The following is a 19,666-nucleotide window of genomic DNA, read 5'->3' as shown; positions in this document are numbered from 1 at the left end:
TTGACGGGGAGCAGTTCAGAGTCGAGGCGACGTTGTTTTGTTACATTTTTATACAATCGAAGCGCGATTTCTTTCTACATGTTTTAATGATTGATAAAGATTAATTAATTCATTAATATCCATATCTAGTATAGGTTCGTACATAAATGAATTGATATGAATTAACTCAGGAGTCATAATATTGACCTTGCTTAAAAGACCTATATGTTCTACATTATCAAGTTGCATGTATGCCGATACTAATTCCCTAGTTTGATTTGGCGCAGATTCTAAATATGTCAAGAATTCCATTGTACTCCCAATTTTTTTTTGATTTCTTTTTAATTCCCACGTTATTTTTTTTGTTGAACTCTTCAAGCTCTCTATCATGATTTTTTCGGACACCAACCTAATTGCAATAGCAAGAATAACTTTATCTTCGAGCTTATTGTTTACATGTTTCACTTGATTTGCAACATTAATAATTAATCCCGAAACATATTCTGAATCATCTATGTGACTATTAAATGTTTTTTTACCTATGTATTCTTTAAATACTTCTTTCAAATGACCAACAGTAATTAGCTCCGTATGCTTTTTAAAATGAAGTAGGTGGGTACACAACATAAAATCTCTGTCAATTTCTATGAAATTATTAATTTTTTTATCTACACCGTATTCAATCAAGTTTCTCACAAAAGGAATCAAAGCAATAAAGTGTTTAATTTCAGTTGAATTTTTCCAAAACTCGAATGGGTTCTTTTGATAGAGTTCTTTCTCAATTTCAATTCCGTTTTCGGTCTTAGCGGCTAAAAAGCGATTTTCTCTGCTTAAGTTCAATCTACTCGAAATAGTCCTATAAAAATCAAAATTATGGGATAGTATGATCATTTTGAACATTTCTAATTCTGAAATCTCTTTGAGATACTCAACAATCGCATACTTGTTCTTATAGTCAAATGAATCAGCTATATCGTCAACTATGACTAAAACATTTTTATTGTCTCTTTTTAACTTTTCTATATCAAATATAATATTTAATAGATAAAGCGCCCTCTTTTCTCCCTGACTCAAAACATTAGCTTCTTCTAGTTGATCTCTATCAATATCAATCCAATTTGATTCAGAGTCGTTGTTATAGTCTCCATCTTTACAAAAAGAAAATTTAACTCTGGGTATACTTTCTCCAATTACTGAACTTCTAATGTTTTCAATCTTCATTCTATATGGAACATCAAACCGGCTTTCAAAAATATCTAAAGCATTTTTCCAAGGTGTGTCATCAATTCTTAAAGATTTAACTTTCTCATCGACCTCTTCATATAATTTATAAAGATCAATCACTTCAGATTCAAATGCTTTGAAATAGGAAATCCATAGTTTCTGTCTTAGATTTTCTATGCTATTTTTTTTGAGTTCCTGAATTAATTCAGGATGTGATTCAATTAAATCTTTCAATATAGTCCCGGTTGCGTCAGAAAGCAGACTTTCAATTTTCTTATATTCAGGAGAAGTATAAATTTTCCCTTCTATTTCTTTAATCATTTGACTCAAATCTTTTTCGGAATTAATTTCGGTATTACCATTAAGTTTTAAAGCATTATCTTTAACGAAAAAAGAACTGTTCTTAATATCTTTGTTCATTTTTTTCAGTTTCCCTAAATGAAATTTACCTTTTTCAAAAAAATGATATTCTCCATAAATTTCATCACTCTTCAAAAGATACTTTTCAATCAAATTTTGAAAATCATCTGATATTATTTTTTTATATGCTGTGTCAGAAAAAATAGCAGAGTAAGGAATTTTCGAGTAGTCTTCAAATTCATCTTTTTCAATAAAATAATTCAAATTCATTAGTATACTATCTTCATGAAAATCCATATCTTTTATAATTTTTGGTTCAAGTTCAAACCTAACTTTTCCACCGGTAGTTCTTGAAACTTTAATCCCTGACAAGTTTTCAATTTTTTTGAGTAATTCATTTCTTTTAATTAATAATTTTGATACTTCTTCCTTAAGTTCAGTATCAATTAGTAAATCCCCCAAGTTACTAGTCTCATATTTATCTCGATATGAATGAATAACAAAAATTTCATCATCTTTAATTAAATTATCATCTAAATAAACATCAAATTTGATTGGACTTTCTCCAAAAATTTGATCTTTAATCTGACTTGTTTTTGAATTTTTAATGCAATCAAATACTTTTGTAAAAGAAGTCTTCATAACTCCATTTTTTGCATAAACAGAGTTTACTTTATTACTTTCAAATTTAAACTCATGCTTCAATTTTTTAATGCCAAAACAATTTTCAAAATCAACTACTATTTTCTTCATATACTCAACTCCTCATTAGTAACCATTATAATTTAAAATTATCATATTTTTGAATTTTTTTCTTTAAAATTACTATTAAAACAAAATAAGAAAAGCGATGCCTCACGACATCGCTTTTCTCCTCAATAAAAGATATACCATAGCGCCGCTGCCACTAAGAACAGCCCGGCCCCGATGAACAAGATTTTTGCCAATCGTTCGTATACCATGTCTTCACCTCACCAATGCTGCGCCGACGACGAGGGAAACCCCGATCGACAGCAAGAATGCCAACAACCCGACGGCGATATTTCCTTTTTGAATCTCGTCGTTCACCTTCAGCGTCGGTGTCAAAAATTCAAACAACCAGTATGTCGCGAGGAGCAAGATGAAGCCAAATCCTCCACCGACGAAGATATCGATCGTGCTATCATGATAGCTCTCGACCACACGGAAGATGTTGGCGAGACCGACAATCTTCCCACCTGTCGCCAAAGCGACGGCGATATTTCCTTTTTGAATCTCGCGCCAGTTGCTGTATGGCGTCGTCACCTCGAAGATGGCAAGGCCGACGATAATCATCAGTCCCGCCATCGAATAGAGGCCGAACGATTCCAGCATGACGGCAAACGTAATCGTACCCATTCCCCGACTCCCCTTACTTCAGTTCGACGACCGTGACACCGAGTCCACCTTCACCCATTCCTCCTGGGCGTTGACTCTTCACGTGACGATGTCCTTTTAAAAATTCTTGTGTCGCCTGACGCATCGCTCCTGTACCTAAACCATGGATGATGCGGACGTTGTCATAGCCTGACACGAGTGCTTCATCGATATACTTATCTAGACGCATGAGCCCCTCTTCGACACGGACGCCGCGGAGGTCGAGCTCGGACTTCGTCGAACTCTGACGTTTGAGCGAGCTTCCTTTCGATTGAAGCGGCTTCTCTTTCGATGGACCGATCTTCTGAAGGTCGTCCGCTTTGACGTTCACTTTCATGATGCCGACTTGGACGTTGTACTCGTTGTCGTTGATTTGTTTCACGATGTAGCCTTTTTGGTTGAACGTCGTCACTTTCACTTCTTCGCCTTTACTGAACGTACGTTTCTGTTGGGCTTTTTGTTTCACTTTTTGGATCTTTTTATCTTGAAGCGTCGGTTTGGCCGACTCGAGCTCTTTCTTCGCCGCGATAATCTCGTGCTCTTTGACGATGCCCTGCTCCCGAAGCTTCTTCAAGCGGTCGATGACTTCGTTCGCCTGACGCTTCGCCTGTTCGACGGCCTTCTCGGCTTTTGCCTCGGCCGCGCTGTACAAGTTGTCGCGTTCGCGTTCGAATTCGGTCATCTTCGCTTCAAACGCTGCCTGTTCTTCTTCGAAGTCATGGCGTTTGACGATGAGTTCCTGTTCGAGCTGTTCGGCGCGTTGTTTCGCCGCTTCGAGCTCATTGATCATCGATTCGACCGACTCCGCGTCACTACCGACGTGGCTCCGTGCCTTGTCGATGACTTGCTCGGACAGTCCGAGGCGACGGCTGATCTCGAAAGCGTTCGAGCGACCCGGCACACCAATCAAGAGGCGGTACGTCGGGCTGAGCGATTCAATATCAAACTCCATCGAGGCGTTCATGACACCCTCACGATTATAGGCGTATGCCTTCAGTTCCGAATAGTGCGTCGTTGCCGCGACACGTGCCCCGCGACGTTTCACTTCATCGAGAATCGCGATGGCGAGGGCGGCCCCTTCTTGTGGGTCCGTCCCGGCACCGAGCTCATCGAAGAGGACGAGTGACATGAAGTCGATCTTGTCGAGCATGCCGACGATGTTCGTCATATGCGAACTGAACGTCGAGAGACTCTGTTCGATCGATTGCTCATCGCCGATATCGGCATAGACGGCGTCAAACACGGAAAGCTCTGTCCCGAACTCTGCCGGTACGTAGAGACCTGACTGCACCATCAACTGGAGGAGTCCAATCGTCTTCAACGTGACCGTCTTCCCGCCGGTGTTCGGTCCGGTGATGACGAGCGACGTATAGTCTTCCCCGAGCTCGACCGTGATCGGCACGACCTCATCTTTCGGGATGAACGGGTGACGTGCTTGTTTCAACTTGATTTCACGGTTGTCGTTCAACTTCGGCTCGGTCGCTTTCATCTCTTGTCCGTAAGCGACTTTCGCAAAGATAAAGTCGAGTTCGGCCAACACGTCGAGGTTCGTCATGATCGCATCATGTACCCCACCGACTTCGTTCGAGAGCGCACTCAAAATTCGATCGATCTCAGCGCGTTCCTTCAAGCGAACTTCTTGAATCTCGTTGTTGATCGAGACAATCGCTTGCGGCTCGATGAAGAGCGTCTGACCGGAAGCCGACTGGTCATGGACGATCCCGCCGAACGCCTGGCGATACTCTTGTTTGACCGGAACGACATAGCGGTCGTTTCGAATCGTGACGATGGCGTCTGAGAGCATCTTCGCGTTGTTGCGGAGGATGTTGTCGATTCGTGAACGGACACTGCCTTCATAGCTTCGGAGCTGTGTCCGAAGTCCCCGAAGTTGTGAGCTCGCCGAGTCTTGGACCGTCCCTTGGTCATCGATTGCATGACGAATCGACTGTTCGACTTCGATGAGTTTCGTCAACTTGTCCGCATACTCATCAAGACGTGGGATCCGAATCTCTTCGTTGTCCTCGTGCAGCTTCTCGAAGAAGTTCTTCACTTGACGCCCACCATACATGACGGCGGCGACGGCGAGCAGTTCGCTCGTCGAGAGGACCGAGCCAATAGCAGCCCTCTTCACTTCCGCGCGGACGTCTGTGAGCCCACCGAGCGGCAGACGATCACGGAGACGCACGACCTCGGTCGCCTCTTTCGTCACATTCAAATTCGAGAGTACCCGGTCGTACGAGTAGTCCGGTTGCATCTTGAGCGCCAAATCTTTCCCGAGCGAGCTCGACGCGTGTCCGGCAAGCTGTTGACGCAATTTTTCATATTCTAATACGCGTAACGCGTGGTCCATCTAGCATGTTCCTTTCTATCGCTTCGCCGCGAAGAACGCCTTGGCGTCTTCAAACGAGAAGCAGTTAATGATATCCGATGGTTCGAGATAGGCTTTCCGTGCGTGTAACACGCCGAGTGCCATATCTTCCATCATGTCTGGGTGGTGTGTGTCGGTGTTGATCATTACTTTGACGCCCGCCGCCTTCGCCTTCTTCAGCGTCGATGCCGTCAAATCGAGGCGGTTCGGGTTCGCGTTCAACTCGAGCGCCGTCCCCGTCTCTTTTGCGAGGGCGATCAACTTGTCCTCGTCAATCGGATAACCGTCGCGACGACCGATGAGTCGTCCCGTCGGATGCGCGATCACGTTGACGTATGGTGAACGGCAGGCGTTCTCGAGACGTGCCATGATCTCGTCGACGGATTGGTCCATCTTCGAATGGATCGAGGCGACGACATAGTCGAGCGTCTCTAAAAATTCTGGCTCGTAGTCGAGCGTCCCATCAGGACGGATATCCATCTCGACGCCACGCAACACGTTCATCTCATGTGTCTTTGCAGCTTCGCGGATCTCCTCACCTTGTGCCTCGAGTCGTTCTTCCGTCAATCCATTGACGAACGTCAAATACTTCCCGTGGTCGGTGATGGCCATCCACTCATAGCCGCGCCCTTTCATCGCCACGACAATCTCATCGACGGTCAACTTCCCGTCCGACCAGACCGTGTGCATATGCGCGTCTGCCTTGATGTCTTCGAGCGTGACGAGTTTCGATAAGTCGTGCTCGAACTCGGCGTGCCCTTCCCGAAGCTCGGGTGGGATGAAGGGGAGTCCGTACCGTTCGAACAGCTCTTCTTCCGTTTCAGGTTGCCACAGCCCGTCTGCCGTTTCGACTCCGTATTCCGAAATCGACTCTCCTTTCGCTTTCGCGAGTTGGCGCATGCGGACGTTATGGTCTTTTGAGCCTGTGAAATGGTGAAGCGTCGCGGCGAATGCGCCCGGTTCGACCATACGGAAGTCGACCGACACCATTTCCTCACGTTCGAGGACGAGCGATACTTTCGTCTCCCCTGCCGCGATCACTTCATTGATGAACGGTAAAGCGAGTAGTTTCTCCCGAAGCGCGATCGGCTCCTCGGTCGCAATGATAAAGTCGAGGTCTTTACATGTCTCCTCTGCTCGACGAAAGCTTCCCCCGACGGAATGACGCAAGACGAGCTCTTCTTTCTCCAACACATCGTTGATCTCTTCGACAATCGGTCGCATGACCGCATAGGCCAATCGTTCCGGACGCGACTCGAGGTTCTTCGCTGCGGCGAGTAGCTTCTCGACACTCTTCGCTCCGAATCCTGGGAGCGATGCCGCCGTCCCGTCTTCAAGCACACGGATGAGAGACTCTAAATCGATGACCCCGACTTCACGGAGTTTGGCGAGTTTCTTCCCGCCGAGCCCTTGAATTTTCAAGAGTTTCATCAAGCCGAACGGGATTTCTTCTTGCAACGCTTCGAGCACCTCACTGCGACCTGTATCGCGATACTCCTCAAGGACGGCCGCCGTCCCTTTGCCAATCCCTGAGATGGACGTCAAGTCGTCGATGTCCTCGAGCTCGAGGTCCGTATTCTCTAGAGCCGTTGCGGCCTTACGGAACGCATTGATTTTAAACGGGTTCTCCCCTTTGATTTCCATATATTGCGCGATCTTCTCGAGCAACATCATCGCTTCTACTTTATTCATATGCTTCCCCCTCTTCACACAGAAAAGACCGAGATACAAGCACTAGCTTGCATTCCGGCCTGTCGTGTCACAACATCTTATTTGAAAACCAATCTGATAGATATGGCGTGTCTTGAATGATAAATGTCGCAAGCGACGAATTGTCGACAGCATTTTGAACGCCTGCCATCGGCACGAACGCAATCACCCAAAGGATGAAGAATGTGATGACATACGCCTCAAAGAATCCGAGGACTGCTCCGATCAACCCTTTTAATTGGCGCAAGATCGGCAAGTCTGTCAAGAAGTCGAGCATCGCCAAGATGAGATGCAAGACAAGTTTTGTGATGAGGAACAAGACGACGAACCAAAAGACGTTATAAAACGTCATCTCAATCCCTGAAAGCGAGTTGAGGTCCAAGACGCCGCCAGGGAGCGTTCCATCAAGCTGAGACGGATACGGGATCCAGAGCTTGAACGCTTCGGCTAAATCTTTATAGTACGTGTTTGCGACGAGAAAACTGATGATGAGCGCGACCCAATGGCCGAGCTGTAGAATCGCGCCACGACGGAAGCCGTTGACGATTCCAATAAACAAGAAAAACAGTATAAGTAGCGTAACCATGGATTGATTTATTCTCCCATATTTCGTTTAGTTTTGACGTGGTCGCTCGCGATTTGAATCGCAGCCAAGACCGCTGCCTGACGAGCATCTAAATGAGGGGATTGTTCACGAATCTCGCGGATCTTACTGTCGACCAAAAAGCCTACTTCCCTCACATGATCAGCGGGTTCTTCGCTCACGATCGTATAGTCTTGACCCGCAATGTGAATCGTTGTTCGTTGTAACTGCACGCGCACCCCTCCTTTACGTCTGTCAGCATTAATCATAACATCGTTTTTATATTAGGAAAAGGAGAAGCCCCTTCCCTTGATATGTACAACATTTTCTATTACCCTTCTATGAAGTTGTCAAACGTCTTTCTTCAGGAAAATTGCAAGAGATGGTGGCAACATTTCGTAAAATGTGCGAAAATATCAACTATTCAAACAAACAGAAAGGGTGATTGATTTGAAATTACGCATTGGCCTCTTAGGTCGCATCATCATCGCGATCGCTTTCGGGATTCTGCTCGGGAGCATCGTACCAGAAAGTCAGAACTGGATCGTTCGAACGTTTGTGACGTTCAACACGGTCTTCGGGCAGTTCTTAGGCTTCGCTATCCCACTGATCATTCTTGCTTTCATCATCCCAGGAATCGGGGAACTTGGTAAAGGAGCAGGAAAGTTAGTCGGACTTACAGCACTCATCGCTTACGCTTCAACAGTTGTCGCAGGAACGCTCGCATACTTTGCAACGAGCAACTTGTTCCCGCAAATTTTGTCACGGTCGACGGAAGGAGCCGAAAACCCAGAAGAAGCCTTATTGAAAGGGTTCATGGAATTTGAGATTCCACCGGTATTCGGTGTCATGACCGCACTCATTTTAGCTTTCGTCATCGGGATCGGGATTGCCGCAATCGAAAGCAAACGGTCACTCGACCTCGCCATGGATTTCCGCGATATCATCGAGCTCTTAATCAGTAAAGTCATTATTCCATTACTCCCATTCCACATCGCCGGAATTTTCATGAACATGACGTACGCTGGTCAGGTCGCTGAGATCCTCTCGGTGTTCTCGCTCGTCTTCGTCACAATCATCGTTCTTCATTTGACGATGCTTATGATTCAATATTCAATCGCAGGTGGTCTCAACAAAGAGAATCCGTTCAAGTTGCTCAAGACGATGATGCCGGCTTACTTCACAGCCATCGGGACGCAATCATCGGCTGCGACAATTCCAGTCACGCTTCGCCAAGCGAAGTTGAACAATACGGATGAGGGTGTCGCGAACTTCGTCATCCCGCTCTCGGCAACAATCCACTTGTCAGGCTCGACGATTACACTCACGTCGGTCGGTGTCGCGCTCATGTACTTGAACGGCATGCCGATGTCATACGCGATCGTCCTTCCATTCATCCTCGCACTCGGTGTGACGATGATTGCAGCACCTGGTGTTCCAGGTGGAGCCGTTATGGCATCTCTCGGATTGTTCGGCTCGATCCTCGGGTTCGACGCGACGATGCAAAGCTTGGTCATCGCACTCTACTTGGCGCAAGATAGCTTCGGGACAGCTACAAACGTCACAGGCGACGGTGCCATCGCAAAAATTATCCACTACTTCAAACACAACACGAAACTTCTCGACAACACAGCGTCGAAGCAAGAAGATATCGCATAACGTACAACGCATAAACGGGCAAGCCATCAGGTTTGTCCGTTTTTGTCTACATCGAATAGGAGAGATACATATGGAATGGATTGAATGGAAAGACCCGAATCACTTCGCTGACCGCGTCATGGACGCATTGTTAAAAGAAGAAGCCAAGAATAGCCTCATGATCGGCGTATTAAATAACGTGATTCAAGGCGTCTATGAGACGTTTCATCAATTCACCGTCGAAGAGAATGGTGAACTCCTCGCCATCCTTCAAGTGACACCGCCCCATCCGCTCCATTACATTGTCGTGGACACGGAACGGGAGGACGAACTCCCTGCCTTCATCATCCCGCACCTTCTCGAAAACGAGATCTCGTTCATCGAGGTGGTCTCAGAACGTAAGCAAGCCGAACGGTTCGGGAAAGCGTGGCAAGAAATCACATCTGGGACGAGTGAGATGTTCATGTCACAAGGTCTTTATCGACTCGACGAGGTGGAAGACATCGAGATGGCGAACGGTCACATGCGAAAAGCGACAACAGCCGATCAAGCACAACTCGAATCCTGGTATAGCGCCTTTGAAGCCGAGTCGGGACTTCGCTCTTCACCTCCTGAAAAAGTGACGAAAGCAATCGACACGATGCTCAAGAATGATGACGCCGTGTTCTGGGAAGTCGATGGACAGGTCGTCTCGTGTGCGAAACGCTCACGTCCGACCGAGAACGGCATCACCGTCTCGTTCGTTTATACGTCACCTGACGCACGTGGAAGAGGTTACGCTCGCAGTCTCGTTGCAGACCTTAGCCGTCAATTACTTGAGACGAAATCGTTCTGTGTCCTCTATACGGATTTGACGAACCCGACGTCAAACAAAATCTATCAAGAAGTCGGGTATGAACAGATCATGGACTCTGCTTGGGTCCGACTCGCTAGATGAAACGAATCGCCTCCCCTATACTATTAGGTGGAGGCGATTTTTCATGGCTAGATTCCGAATTGTTTTACGTGCACTTGGCGTGGCACTCCTTCTTTATATGTTAATCGTCGGTGGACAGAGCGTCCTTGATGACCCGAACATCGATACGCTATGGCTCAGTGTCATCGGTGCCGCACTCTTGACGTTTATCGTGTATCAGACAACAAAAAAGTGATCGACGCGTTCGTCGATCACTATATTTGTGTTGATTAGAAGAATGATGCTGGGTTGACTGTGCTTCCCGCGCTCGATGAAGAGTACGAGTAGCCGCCACGGTGAATCTCGAAGTGAAGGTGTGAACCTGTCGAGTTCCCTGTGCTACCCATGCCGCCAAGGTTTTGACCTTGTGACACGCGTTGACCCGCTTTAACTGAGACCGAGCTCATGTGTGCGTATACTGTCGTCCACACTTGTCCGTTGATGACGTGTGCGATCATGACGTGGTTTCCGTATGCGCCACCCCAACCTGCACGGAGGACCGTACCAGTTTGTGCTGCATAAATCGGTGTACCAACTGGACCTGCGATATCAAGACCGTTATGGAACGAGTATCCGTTCGCACCGCTCGCTGCGCCCCATCCTTGTGAGAGGCGACCGCTTGCTGGACGTTGGAACATCCCACCGCTCGCTGGTGCAGACGCTACAGGTGTTGACGCTGAAGCGCTAGAACCACTGTTGCTTGAGCTTGCACTTTGTTTCTTCTTAGCAGCTGCTGCTTCTGCCGCTGCACGACGTGCTTCTTCTTCAGCACGACGTTGTGCTTCGATTTCTGCTTGAATCGCTTGTTCTTGAGCTTTGAGCGTATCTTCCATCTCTTGTAGACTCATGAGTTTTGATTCGAACTTCACTTTTTCAGCTTCGAGTTTCTTGATTTTCGCTGCGCGCTCTTTCATTTTTTGATCGAGCTCTTTTTGGCGTTTTTCAAGTTCTTCTTTTTGCTTCACGAGTGAATCGCGTTCTGCTTTTAATTCAGCTTGCGCTTTTGCAAGTTTTTCTTTCGTTGCTTCATATTCTTCGAAGATCTGTTGGTCGTTCTCTTGGATCGTACCAGCTGTGATCATACGTGTGATCAAGTCACCGAAGTCTTTTGAACCGAAGATGAACTCAGCCCAGTTGACTGACGAGCCACCGTTCTTTTGCATCGTCGCCATACGGTCTTTCATGAGTTCTTCTTGTGCTTTCATTTTTGCTTCGTATTTTTTGATTTGCTCTTGAAGCTTTTGAATTTTTTCTTCAGTTGCACGGATCTCAGCTTTTTTCTGAGCGACATCGTTGATGACGTCTTGGAGTTCAGCATCTAACTTGTTGATTTCTTGTTGCTCTTTGCTGATGGCTTGCTCACGTGATTGAATCGAAGAGTTTGCTTTCGACTGCTCGCTGCTATTCTTTTGTCGTTGTTCTTGTACTTTCTTCTGCTTCTCTGTAAGTGAGGCTGCATAAGTCGGTGACGTTCCGCCGATCAAGAGTGCGCCTAGAGTGACTGTGGCTGCAAATTTCTTCAAGTTACCCAATGTGCTTCCCTCCGCTGATTCCTGTGTATTTTTTATCTATAGTCGTTCAAGTATTTTCTATAAGATGAGTTGCGAAATTTCATTCGCTCTGTGACTCATTATAGCAATCTAAACCAAAAGTTATTTTACACTTATATTTCATTCGTATGACATTGACCTAATTTAGGTTTTATCGCTTAAAAAACGTGGGTATAGACAATATTTTATTTGGTTTGTTGTCACAAAATAGTTTTCAAAATAAAAAAAGCACTTGAAGAAAGCGCTTTTCACATAACAACCTATATCATTTTTCGACTACCTTAATGCCACATATCCGGCTCGTTTCCCTCGTTTTCGTTTCGAACGAAGTAATAAGAGGCCACCGATGAGCACGACTCCAGCAATTGCCCCACTGCTGTCCAATAGAACATCTTGCAGTAACGGCGTCCGCTCCGGTGTCAAACTCTGATGATACTCATCAAAGATGGCGACCGTATTAGCAAGCGTCCAGGCGAACAAAAGGATCAGCCCGGCATGAAGGTTCGTTCTCGAAATCGCCTTAACGAACAAGGCGCCAAGAGCGAAAAAGGTAACGAAATGTGCCGTTTTCCGCATCAAGAATTCGATGATTCCGACTGTCCCTAACGTGTCGAGTGACACTTCTTTTCCTGCATAGTCAAACTCGACGTTCGCTAACGTCGGCTCAATCCAGCTCCAATCGAATCGCTCGAGTGGCGAAACGATCGACTGATCTGAGTAAGGTGTTGCACTCGAGAAGAATAATCCAATCAAAATGAGCGCGATCCATATAAATTCATTTTTTAAAAGTCGCATAACACCGTTCCTTTCTACAACGAGTTTCATTATACGGATTGTACTTCACGAAATATGTAACAGCGACATCATGATTTTATAACAATTTGATTGCACGCAACGCGTTCAAAGTCGAGATAGCGGATTTCTCTTGGTATACTACAGAAAAAAGGGGGATTCAATATGATTTATGATTTTGAAGCATTGGACATGAAAGGTCAGTTACAACCGTTAGCTACATATAAGGGAGACGTCTTACTCATCGTCAATACAGCGAGTAAGTGTGGATTCACGCCACAGCTCGAAGGTCTCGAGTCGCTATACAACTCGTACAAGGGGCAAGGTCTTCAGATTTTAGGTTTCCCTTGCAACCAGTTCGGACATCAAGATCCGGGCTCAAACGAAGAGATTCAAGAGTTCTGTCAACTTAACTATGGCGTATCGTTCCCGATGTTTGCGAAAGTCGATGTGAACGGAAAAGACGCGCACCCACTCTTCACGTATCTCTCAAAAGAAGCACCTGGTCTGCTCGGATCGAAAACAATCAAATGGAACTTCACAAAATTTTTAGTCGACCGTGATGGAAACGTCGTTGAACGCTTCTCGCCACAGACGACACCGGCCGAGATTGAGGATGCGGTCAAAAAACTCATCTAACACAAAAAGGATGGCTCCGAGGTGGAGTCATCCTTTTATCTAGGGGTAATGAAGTTGATCGTATAGAACGGACTGTTCTCATCGTTGTAGGCGAGTCCGACGGCAGCATGACTGAATCGAGGTTGCATGATGTTCTCACGGTGCCCCTTCGAATTCATCAGCCCCCAATGCGCATGGAACACGCTCATCTGCCCCATCGCCAAGTTCTCTCCGGCCATCGAGTACGACAGTCCTGCTTCATCCATTCGGTCGAACGGGTCACGTCCTTCCGGGTCCGTATGACTGAAGAAGTCGTTCTCCGCCATGTTCTGACTGTGCGCCCGAACGACCGGATAGAGTGGCTCATAATCGGCGAGCGCACTCAAGTCATATTTTTCACGGTCCCAGTTCATCAAGATCCGCATCAACTGTTCGTTCGCGACGGTTCCTTCCGCGGAAATGTCACCGTAATACCCGTCACTCGCCTCTTCCACTCGGCGGTCAACCGACAAGACCCCTTTCAAGCGGTCGTCGTCATGTTGGTCGAAGAAGAGCGTGACATATTGTCCATCAATCGCAAACACCGAAAAGGATGGATCGTCCGGGATCAGGTAGCGATTCAACCCTTTGTTGTAGGACGTCACTTTCTCAAATCCGATTTCCTCGACTTGGTCACGTGTCGTCTCATCGAGCACGAGACCGCGATACGTGCTTTCGGTCTCGAACTGATAAAATCCTTTTTTGGCGCCGTCCTCGTCAATGAGTTCAAGGCCACGATCTCCGCCACGTTCCACTAAGTACCAATCATGCCCGGCATATTGGCTCGTAAACTTCGGTGCATCCGTCGCACGTTCCGTCGCCACCTCAGACTCCACTTGAATGCTCGTCGGGGCAGAGACGTTCGGCATTTCATATTGCCAAGCCATATACAATCCAATCCCCATCAAGAGGATGATCAATTTTCGAAACATGGCTCCTCCTTCCTTACTGCTCGCGCTGACGCTCTCCGAAATCATGAAGTCTCTCTTTGATATCGGTGAGCATCTCCATGTATGCGACATATGTCGCTTCGTCTATATTTAGCATACCACTGACTTGTAACGGCACATCGACTGCCTGCTCACGCAACGCGTTACCACGATCAGTCAAACGGACGACGACTTTTCGCTCATCGTCTGTCGCCCGACTCTTTTCGACATACCCGATTTGAATCAATCGTTTCACGAGCGGGGACAATGTGCCCGAGTCGAGTGTCAGCCTCATTCCGAGCTGACGCAAGTCGATGCCATCCTCTTCCCATAAGACGAGCATGACCAGATACTGACTATATGTCAGGTTTAACGGTTCTAAAATTGGGCGATATAAACGGGTAAGCTCTTTTGAAGCGGTATACAATTGAAAGCATATTTGGTGTTCGAGTTTTAATGTTTGTTCCATACGTAATCCTCCGTACTCTTCTTTAGCCAAGCATATCACTTGCGAAACTTTTTGACTGCTCTATAATTTAAATTGTGCACAACTTAATTGTTTAAAATGAAATGGAGGAATTGAATCATGAAATCACTATTCACAGCATCAGCAACTGCAATCGGTGGCCGCGAAGGTCATGTGAAATCAACAGACGGCGTCATCGACATGGACGTCTCAATGCCAGGCGCGAAACACGTCGACGGTGCGACAAACCCGGAACAACTTTTCGCAGCGGGATATGCGGCTTGCTTCGGTAGTGCCCTCAACCTCATCATCGGGAAAGAACGTGTGAAGACAGACGGATCGAGCGTCACAGGTCATGTCACATTGAACCAAAACGATGAAGGGTTCTTCATTTCAGTCGAGCTTGAAGTCGAAATCAAAGGTGTCGACCAAGCGACAGCAGAACGCCTCGTTGAAGAAGCACACCAAGTGTGCCCTTATTCAAAAGCGACGCGCGGCAATGTCGATGTGAAATTGACAGCCAAAGCAGCATAATCATCCATCCCGCTCGTAGGAGCGGGATTTTTTTTGCTTACCCCTACATGTCGGGGTAAGATAGAGGCACAATGAAGGGAGGGAGCCGTGATGAAGAAACATAAATCGACGTTCGTGTTTGTCGCTCTCGGCATTTTGCTGTTCACAGCGACGTATAATGCGCTGACCGTTCAGACGTACGACGTGCCGTCTGACAAGCTGTCAGCGGATGAATCGCTTCGCATCGTGCTCCTCTCTGACTTACATAGCGCCTCGTACGGTTATAAGCAATCGATCTTAATCGATCAAGTCCGGGCCCAAAAACCGGATCTGATCGCCCTGCCGGGGGACCTGCTCGACCGCTATCGTTCTCCTGAACCTGCTTTCGAGCTCGTCGAAGGACTCGCTGGCATTGCGCCGATGTATTTCGTAACCGGGAATCATGAGATTGATGACTCCGCAGACTACATTCGTCATGATGCCAAGAATGTATTTCGCTCACACGGGGTGACCGTTCTCGAAAACGAATGGGAGCCGATTACCGTCAATGGGGTCAATCTCGTCATCGGTGGATTAGAAGATCCGTTACGAACATATAACGAAAATATTTATGGGAGTTGGGAAACTGACGTCGCGACGGCCATGCAAGACGTGGATCCGGATGCGACGTTCAACTTACTCCTCTCTCACCGTGCCGAAGAGGTCGACACGTATGCCGACTTACCTTTTGACCTCGTCTTATCCGGTCATGCCCACGGCGGACAGGTGAGGATCCCATATTTATTGAACGGGTTGTTCGCCCCTGATCAAGGGTTCTTCCCGAAATATGCAGGCGGTCTTTATGAACACGAGACGTTCACCCACGTGATCGGACGGGGATTCAATTATAGTTTCAACGTACCGCGCATTTTCAACCCGCCAGAGATTGTGGTGATTGATGTGCACGGCAAATAACGGACACTCGGATGAGTGTCCGTTTTGCTTACCAAATGATACGCTCCTCGCAACATTGTCGTTCCCGTTCGACTTGCACCGTCGAGCGCTCGAACGTCCCATATTTACGAATCCGTTCCGTCACTTGACGTAACACGGCCTGATCATCCGTATCTTCTCCAATCAACACATGGCACGTCGCCGCATGCTCACTCGATGAGATTGACCAGACATGCAGGTCGTGTACCTCTTTCACCCCTTCGACTGTGGCAATCTCTGCTTGCATCGCCCGGACATCGATTTGTTCCGGTGACCCTTCCATCAAGATGTGAATCGCATCGCGCGTCACGCGATAGCCGCTAATCAAGATGAGGATAGCGACAAACGCACTCGCGACCGGGTCCGCCCACGTCCATCCGAACGACATGATTAAGAGTGCTGCCGTGATGGCACCGACCGATCCGAGTAAGTCTCCGAACACATGAAGCAACGCACTCTTCACGTTCAAATTATCTTTTTCCCCGCGCATCAAAATCCAGGCGGCGAGGATATTGACGAGTAGTCCGATGATGGCAACCGCGAGCATTCCCCCACTCAAAATTTCCGGTGGGGCACTCAATCGCTGATATGCCTCGAATAAGATATAGATCGAGATGACGAGTAAGGTCAGCCCGTTAATGAATGCCGCTAAAATTTCAAAGCGTCGATATCCAAACGTCCGGTTCGGTGTCGCCGCCTTCGCCCCGAATCGGACAGCTAGGAAACTGAGTCCTAAAGCCGCCGCATCTCCGAGCATATGACCCGCATCGGATAAGAGTGCCAAACTGTTCGTCCATAGTCCGCCGATGACCTCGACGACCATGAACGTCGCAATCAACAGAAAAGCGAGGAACAGCGCACGCTGATTCGTGGAATGATGATGGTGATGGTCGTGATCATGATGATGTCCCATAACTGACGCCTCCTTCTACTTCTTATCTTATTCCATTTTCCCGAAACATTCAAACGTTCATTTGAATGAAACATCATAAAAAAAACGGGAGATCTCTCTCCCGTCTTGTCTCACTTGTGCTCGAGACGCACGCGCATCACACCGCTGTATGGGAACAGCTTCAACTGAACCGTCTCCCCTTCGTACCAAATCCCAGTTGTTTGTTCGTTCGTCGGTGTCACGTCAGGCGTCGCGACTGCCTGACGGTCCCAATCGATGGCACGCACTTTTTGGTCCCGTACCATCAAGAAGAATCCATCATAGAAATGATATTCGTTCACTTGGTCACGCTGAACGGCAGTCGGGCTACCGAGTTCGGCGCGCACGGTCGCCACATCTTTGCCGATCCAATCAAGGACGGTCTCCGAAGCGCTTGGGACGACTTGTTGCCATGCGGCAATCACGTCATCGTCCGACAAGGCCGGTGCTTCCGTCGTCACACTTTCTTCCGTGACCCACCCCGTCATGCGCTCATTCAACTGTACTTTCACGAAGCCACTGATCGTCTCCAAACGTTCGAAACGATCACCGAGGTCGGCTTCATAGACGACTGCGACACGGTCATCTGCATAGACTTTCGTATACGGTTGCCCGATATAGATTGTATCTGCAGACTCGGTTTCGGTATCGGTCGGTTGTTCCGACTCGGAATCGACCATCTCGGTCGCAATCTCATCTGATTTCGGTAAAGCAGACTTTTCTTTTTTGTCGATCAGTGCCGCGAACGCGATGATACCGACTAAAGCGAGGACCAAGGCTATCGCAGTCGTCACTCGGAATACTCGCTTACGCTTTCGCGTCGTCGCGCGCGACAATCTTCCTCCATTCATGTTCTTCACTCCTACTCGATTCGATTCATTCCACTCGTTTCGTCAAATGGTAGGAGGTTTCCTGCCTCATCAAAAAATTTCAAGTCGTGTTTTGTCAATTCGTCCATCGTTTGCATCATCTGCTCGACATCTACCGGTTCATCGTTCTCCATATTCTCACGAATACGAATCGTTTTACCGAGCTCGAGCGTCCGCGATGTCAAGCGATGGAAATAACGGTCATGCGTAATGAGAAGCAATCCACCTGGGTAAACGGATAATGCCGTCTCGATTTGTTCCCGTGTCGCCACATCTAAATAGTTCGTCGGTTCGTCGAGTGCCAACAGATGCGCGTCGGAGAAATAGAGAATCAGGAAGGCAATCCGACACTTCTCACCCATACTCGCCTCGTTGATTGGCCGATGCACCTCATCCCGACGGAACAAAAAGTGAGCGAGCAACGTCCGAGCCTCCGTCTCCCCGATATCACTCTGGGCGAGTAACGCATCGAGCAGTGTCCCCGTCTTCGGTAAACGTTCGAGCGTTTGCGAGAAATACCCAATCTTCAGACGAGGATGCCGTTTAATCACACCAGAAAGCGGTGCTCGTTCACCAATCAGCACATTCAATAACGTTGTCTTTCCACTTCCATTCGGTCCGATGATGGAGAGACGTTCTCCTTTTTGAATCGAGAAGGAAATCGGTTCATAGAATGGCTTGTCGTATCCAAACGTCACCTCTTCACACGTCAGCCACGTCTTCGCTTCGAGCTCATCTGCCGCAAATTGGACGGAGATGGCCTTCTCTTCTTTCGGCTTTCGTGGACGATTGTCTTCGAGGTGTTTGAGCTTCTGTTCCCTCGCCTTCATTTTAACAGCGAGATTGGCCGCTCCTTTTTGCGCACCCGGACTGCGGACACTGGCTGTCGCTTTCGCCTTCAAGTGCCAACCTTTGTATTGGGCAATCATATCGAGCAACTCTGCTTTGCGGCTCACGTAGCGGGCATGGGCTCGCTCGTCACGCAGACGTTCATCCTCTTTTTGACGTCGATACGCCGTATAGTTCCCCGGATATCTGGTGACTTCCCCATCCGACAGTTCGAGAATGACCGTCGCAACATCATCCATCAGTTGACGGTCGTGGGAGATGATCAGCACCGTTCCGTCGAATCGGTTCAGCCATTTCGTTAGCCAGTCAATCGACTCGACATCCAGATGGTTCGTCGGCTCGTCGAGTAGGACGACGTCGACCTGCTTCATCGTCAACGTCGAGAGTTGTGCCCGCGTCTTCTCTCCCCCGCTCAAATCGTTGATGTTTTGGTCGAATTGACCGTCCAACCCGAGTCGGGTCAACGCTTGCGTCGCCTCTTGCTCCAAGTTATACACATCGAGTGCGAGCGCTCGTTCATAGGAACGCATGACTCGCATCTCATCACCAGACGACACCTCTTCATAAAGAGCATACCGTTCAGGATCGCTCCGCATCACCCATTCGAGTAGTGACATATCTTCGGATTCAATCGTCTGTCGGACGAGCCCGACTTCACCGTGACATTCGATTGAACCGGCTTGTGGCGTCAATTCCCCTGTCACGAGTCGGAAGAGTGTCGTCTTCCCACTTCCGTTCAGCCCGAATAACACAGCGCATTCTCCGGCTGCGACCTCAAAAGAGACCGCTTCAAATAATGGTTTCCGGTCGTAATCGAACCGGACTTGTTTCATAGCTAACATCTGTTTCACCTCGCTCATTTTTCCGATACGCGATGAAACAAAAAACACCATCCGCTCAAAGTGCGGTGGTGTGAAGGAATCCGT

The 19,666-nt window shown here is 47.7% G+C and carries 19 protein-coding genes; 6 read left to right on the top strand and 13 right to left on the bottom strand.

Features of this window, described 5'->3' with window-relative positions; all coding sequences use genetic code 11:
• Positions 1 to 48: 48 nt before the first annotated feature.
• The 6 genes from LCM29_RS00800 to zapA all read right to left on the bottom strand — a co-directional run bounded on the left by LCM29_RS00800 (position 49) and on the right by zapA (position 7,852).
• Positions 49 to 2,316: a hypothetical protein gene (locus LCM29_RS00800; RefSeq protein ID WP_224860326.1), complete on the bottom strand. Its 2,268-nt coding sequence runs from the start codon at positions 2,314 to 2,316 to the stop codon at positions 49 to 51.
• A 213-nt stretch (positions 2,317 to 2,529) separates the two neighbouring features.
• Positions 2,530 to 2,940, bottom strand: coding sequence for a DUF350 domain-containing protein (locus LCM29_RS00795; protein WP_214760452.1), 411 nt, complete (start codon positions 2,938 to 2,940; stop codon positions 2,530 to 2,532).
• Between the two features lie 13 nt (positions 2,941 to 2,953).
• Positions 2,954 to 5,308, bottom strand: coding sequence for an endonuclease MutS2 (locus LCM29_RS00790; RefSeq protein ID WP_214747848.1), 2,355 nt, complete (start codon positions 5,306 to 5,308; stop codon positions 2,954 to 2,956).
• A gap of 15 nt (positions 5,309 to 5,323) precedes the next feature.
• Entirely contained in the window at positions 5,324 to 7,018 is a 1,695-nt protein-coding gene (gene polX / locus LCM29_RS00785; protein WP_224860324.1) for a DNA polymerase/3'-5' exonuclease PolX, read from the bottom strand.
• Positions 7,019 to 7,085: 67 nt separating this feature from the next.
• Positions 7,086 to 7,622 (bottom strand): CvpA family protein, encoded by a 537-nt coding sequence (locus LCM29_RS00780; protein ID WP_074032727.1) that lies wholly within the window; start codon positions 7,620 to 7,622, stop codon positions 7,086 to 7,088.
• Between the two features lie 8 nt (positions 7,623 to 7,630).
• Positions 7,631 to 7,852, bottom strand: a complete 222-nt coding sequence (gene zapA / locus LCM29_RS00775; protein ID WP_015881047.1) for a cell division protein ZapA — start codon at positions 7,850 to 7,852, stop codon at positions 7,631 to 7,633.
• Between the two features lie 217 nt (positions 7,853 to 8,069).
• Here zapA and LCM29_RS00770 point away from each other — a divergent pair, with 217 nt between their 5' ends.
• The 3 genes from LCM29_RS00770 (at position 8,070) to LCM29_RS00760 (ending at position 10,408) form a co-directional block, all read left to right on the top strand.
• Positions 8,070 to 9,278, top strand: coding sequence for a dicarboxylate/amino acid:cation symporter (locus tag LCM29_RS00770; protein ID WP_224860322.1), 1,209 nt, complete (start codon positions 8,070 to 8,072; stop codon positions 9,276 to 9,278).
• A 70-nt stretch (positions 9,279 to 9,348) separates the two neighbouring features.
• Positions 9,349 to 10,194, top strand: coding sequence for a GNAT family N-acetyltransferase (locus LCM29_RS00765; RefSeq protein ID WP_224860319.1), 846 nt, complete (start codon positions 9,349 to 9,351; stop codon positions 10,192 to 10,194).
• 43 nt (positions 10,195 to 10,237) lie between these two features.
• Positions 10,238 to 10,408: a hypothetical protein gene (locus LCM29_RS00760; protein WP_198929991.1), complete on the top strand. Its 171-nt coding sequence runs from the start codon at positions 10,238 to 10,240 to the stop codon at positions 10,406 to 10,408.
• Between the two features lie 34 nt (positions 10,409 to 10,442).
• Here LCM29_RS00760 and LCM29_RS00755 read toward each other — a convergent pair whose 3' ends face one another.
• Positions 10,443 to 11,744: a murein hydrolase activator EnvC family protein gene (locus tag LCM29_RS00755; protein WP_214785332.1), complete on the bottom strand. Its 1,302-nt coding sequence runs from the start codon at positions 11,742 to 11,744 to the stop codon at positions 10,443 to 10,445.
• Positions 11,745 to 12,038: 294 nt separating this feature from the next.
• Positions 12,039 to 12,557: a VanZ family protein gene (locus LCM29_RS00750; RefSeq protein WP_224860317.1), complete on the bottom strand. Its 519-nt coding sequence runs from the start codon at positions 12,555 to 12,557 to the stop codon at positions 12,039 to 12,041.
• A gap of 162 nt (positions 12,558 to 12,719) precedes the next feature.
• On the opposite strand from LCM29_RS00750, the gene LCM29_RS00745 reads away from it, so the two are divergent.
• Positions 12,720 to 13,193, top strand: a complete 474-nt coding sequence (locus LCM29_RS00745) for a glutathione peroxidase (RefSeq protein ID WP_074032722.1) — start codon at positions 12,720 to 12,722, stop codon at positions 13,191 to 13,193.
• A gap of 35 nt (positions 13,194 to 13,228) precedes the next feature.
• Here the strand turns inward: LCM29_RS00745 and LCM29_RS00740 are convergent, their stop codons facing one another.
• Together LCM29_RS00740 and LCM29_RS00735 are read right to left on the bottom strand one after the other, a co-directional pair.
• Positions 13,229 to 14,143 (bottom strand): CAP domain-containing protein, encoded by a 915-nt coding sequence (locus tag LCM29_RS00740; protein ID WP_224860315.1) that lies wholly within the window; start codon positions 14,141 to 14,143, stop codon positions 13,229 to 13,231.
• Between the two features lie 13 nt (positions 14,144 to 14,156).
• On the bottom strand, positions 14,157 to 14,609 hold the full coding sequence (locus tag LCM29_RS00735) for a MarR family winged helix-turn-helix transcriptional regulator (RefSeq protein WP_224860313.1): 453 nt from the start codon (positions 14,607 to 14,609) through the stop codon (positions 14,157 to 14,159).
• Positions 14,610 to 14,726: 117 nt separating this feature from the next.
• On the opposite strand from LCM29_RS00735, the gene LCM29_RS00730 reads away from it, so the two are divergent.
• Together LCM29_RS00730 and LCM29_RS00725 are read left to right on the top strand one after the other, a co-directional pair.
• Complete coding sequence (locus LCM29_RS00730; protein WP_074032719.1) at positions 14,727 to 15,140, top strand: organic hydroperoxide resistance protein; 414 nt, start codon at positions 14,727 to 14,729, stop codon at positions 15,138 to 15,140.
• A gap of 90 nt (positions 15,141 to 15,230) precedes the next feature.
• Positions 15,231 to 16,073 (top strand): metallophosphoesterase, encoded by an 843-nt coding sequence (locus tag LCM29_RS00725; protein WP_224860311.1) that lies wholly within the window; start codon positions 15,231 to 15,233, stop codon positions 16,071 to 16,073.
• A 28-nt stretch (positions 16,074 to 16,101) separates the two neighbouring features.
• Here the strand turns inward: LCM29_RS00725 and LCM29_RS00720 are convergent, their stop codons facing one another.
• The 3 genes from LCM29_RS00720 to abc-f all read right to left on the bottom strand — a co-directional run bounded on the left by LCM29_RS00720 (position 16,102) and on the right by abc-f (position 19,582).
• The gene (locus LCM29_RS00720; protein ID WP_224860308.1) at positions 16,102 to 17,004 is read right to left on the bottom strand and encodes a cation diffusion facilitator family transporter; all 903 of its coding nucleotides are present in this window, start codon (positions 17,002 to 17,004) and stop codon (positions 16,102 to 16,104) included.
• A 110-nt stretch (positions 17,005 to 17,114) separates the two neighbouring features.
• Positions 17,115 to 17,873 (bottom strand): hypothetical protein, encoded by a 759-nt coding sequence (locus tag LCM29_RS00715; RefSeq protein WP_224860306.1) that lies wholly within the window; start codon positions 17,871 to 17,873, stop codon positions 17,115 to 17,117.
• Between the two features lie 11 nt (positions 17,874 to 17,884).
• Entirely contained in the window at positions 17,885 to 19,582 is a 1,698-nt protein-coding gene (gene abc-f, locus LCM29_RS00710; protein WP_224860304.1) for a ribosomal protection-like ABC-F family protein, read from the bottom strand.
• Positions 19,583 to 19,666: the final 84 nt, after the last annotated feature.

The organism is Exiguobacterium aestuarii (genome assembly GCF_020171655.1).
Taxonomy (GTDB): domain Bacteria; phylum Bacillota; class Bacilli; order Exiguobacteriales; family Exiguobacteriaceae; genus Exiguobacterium; species Exiguobacterium aestuarii_A.
The sequence above is the reverse complement of the archived record's forward strand: the minus strand, read 5'-3'. Positions and strand labels throughout refer to the sequence as shown.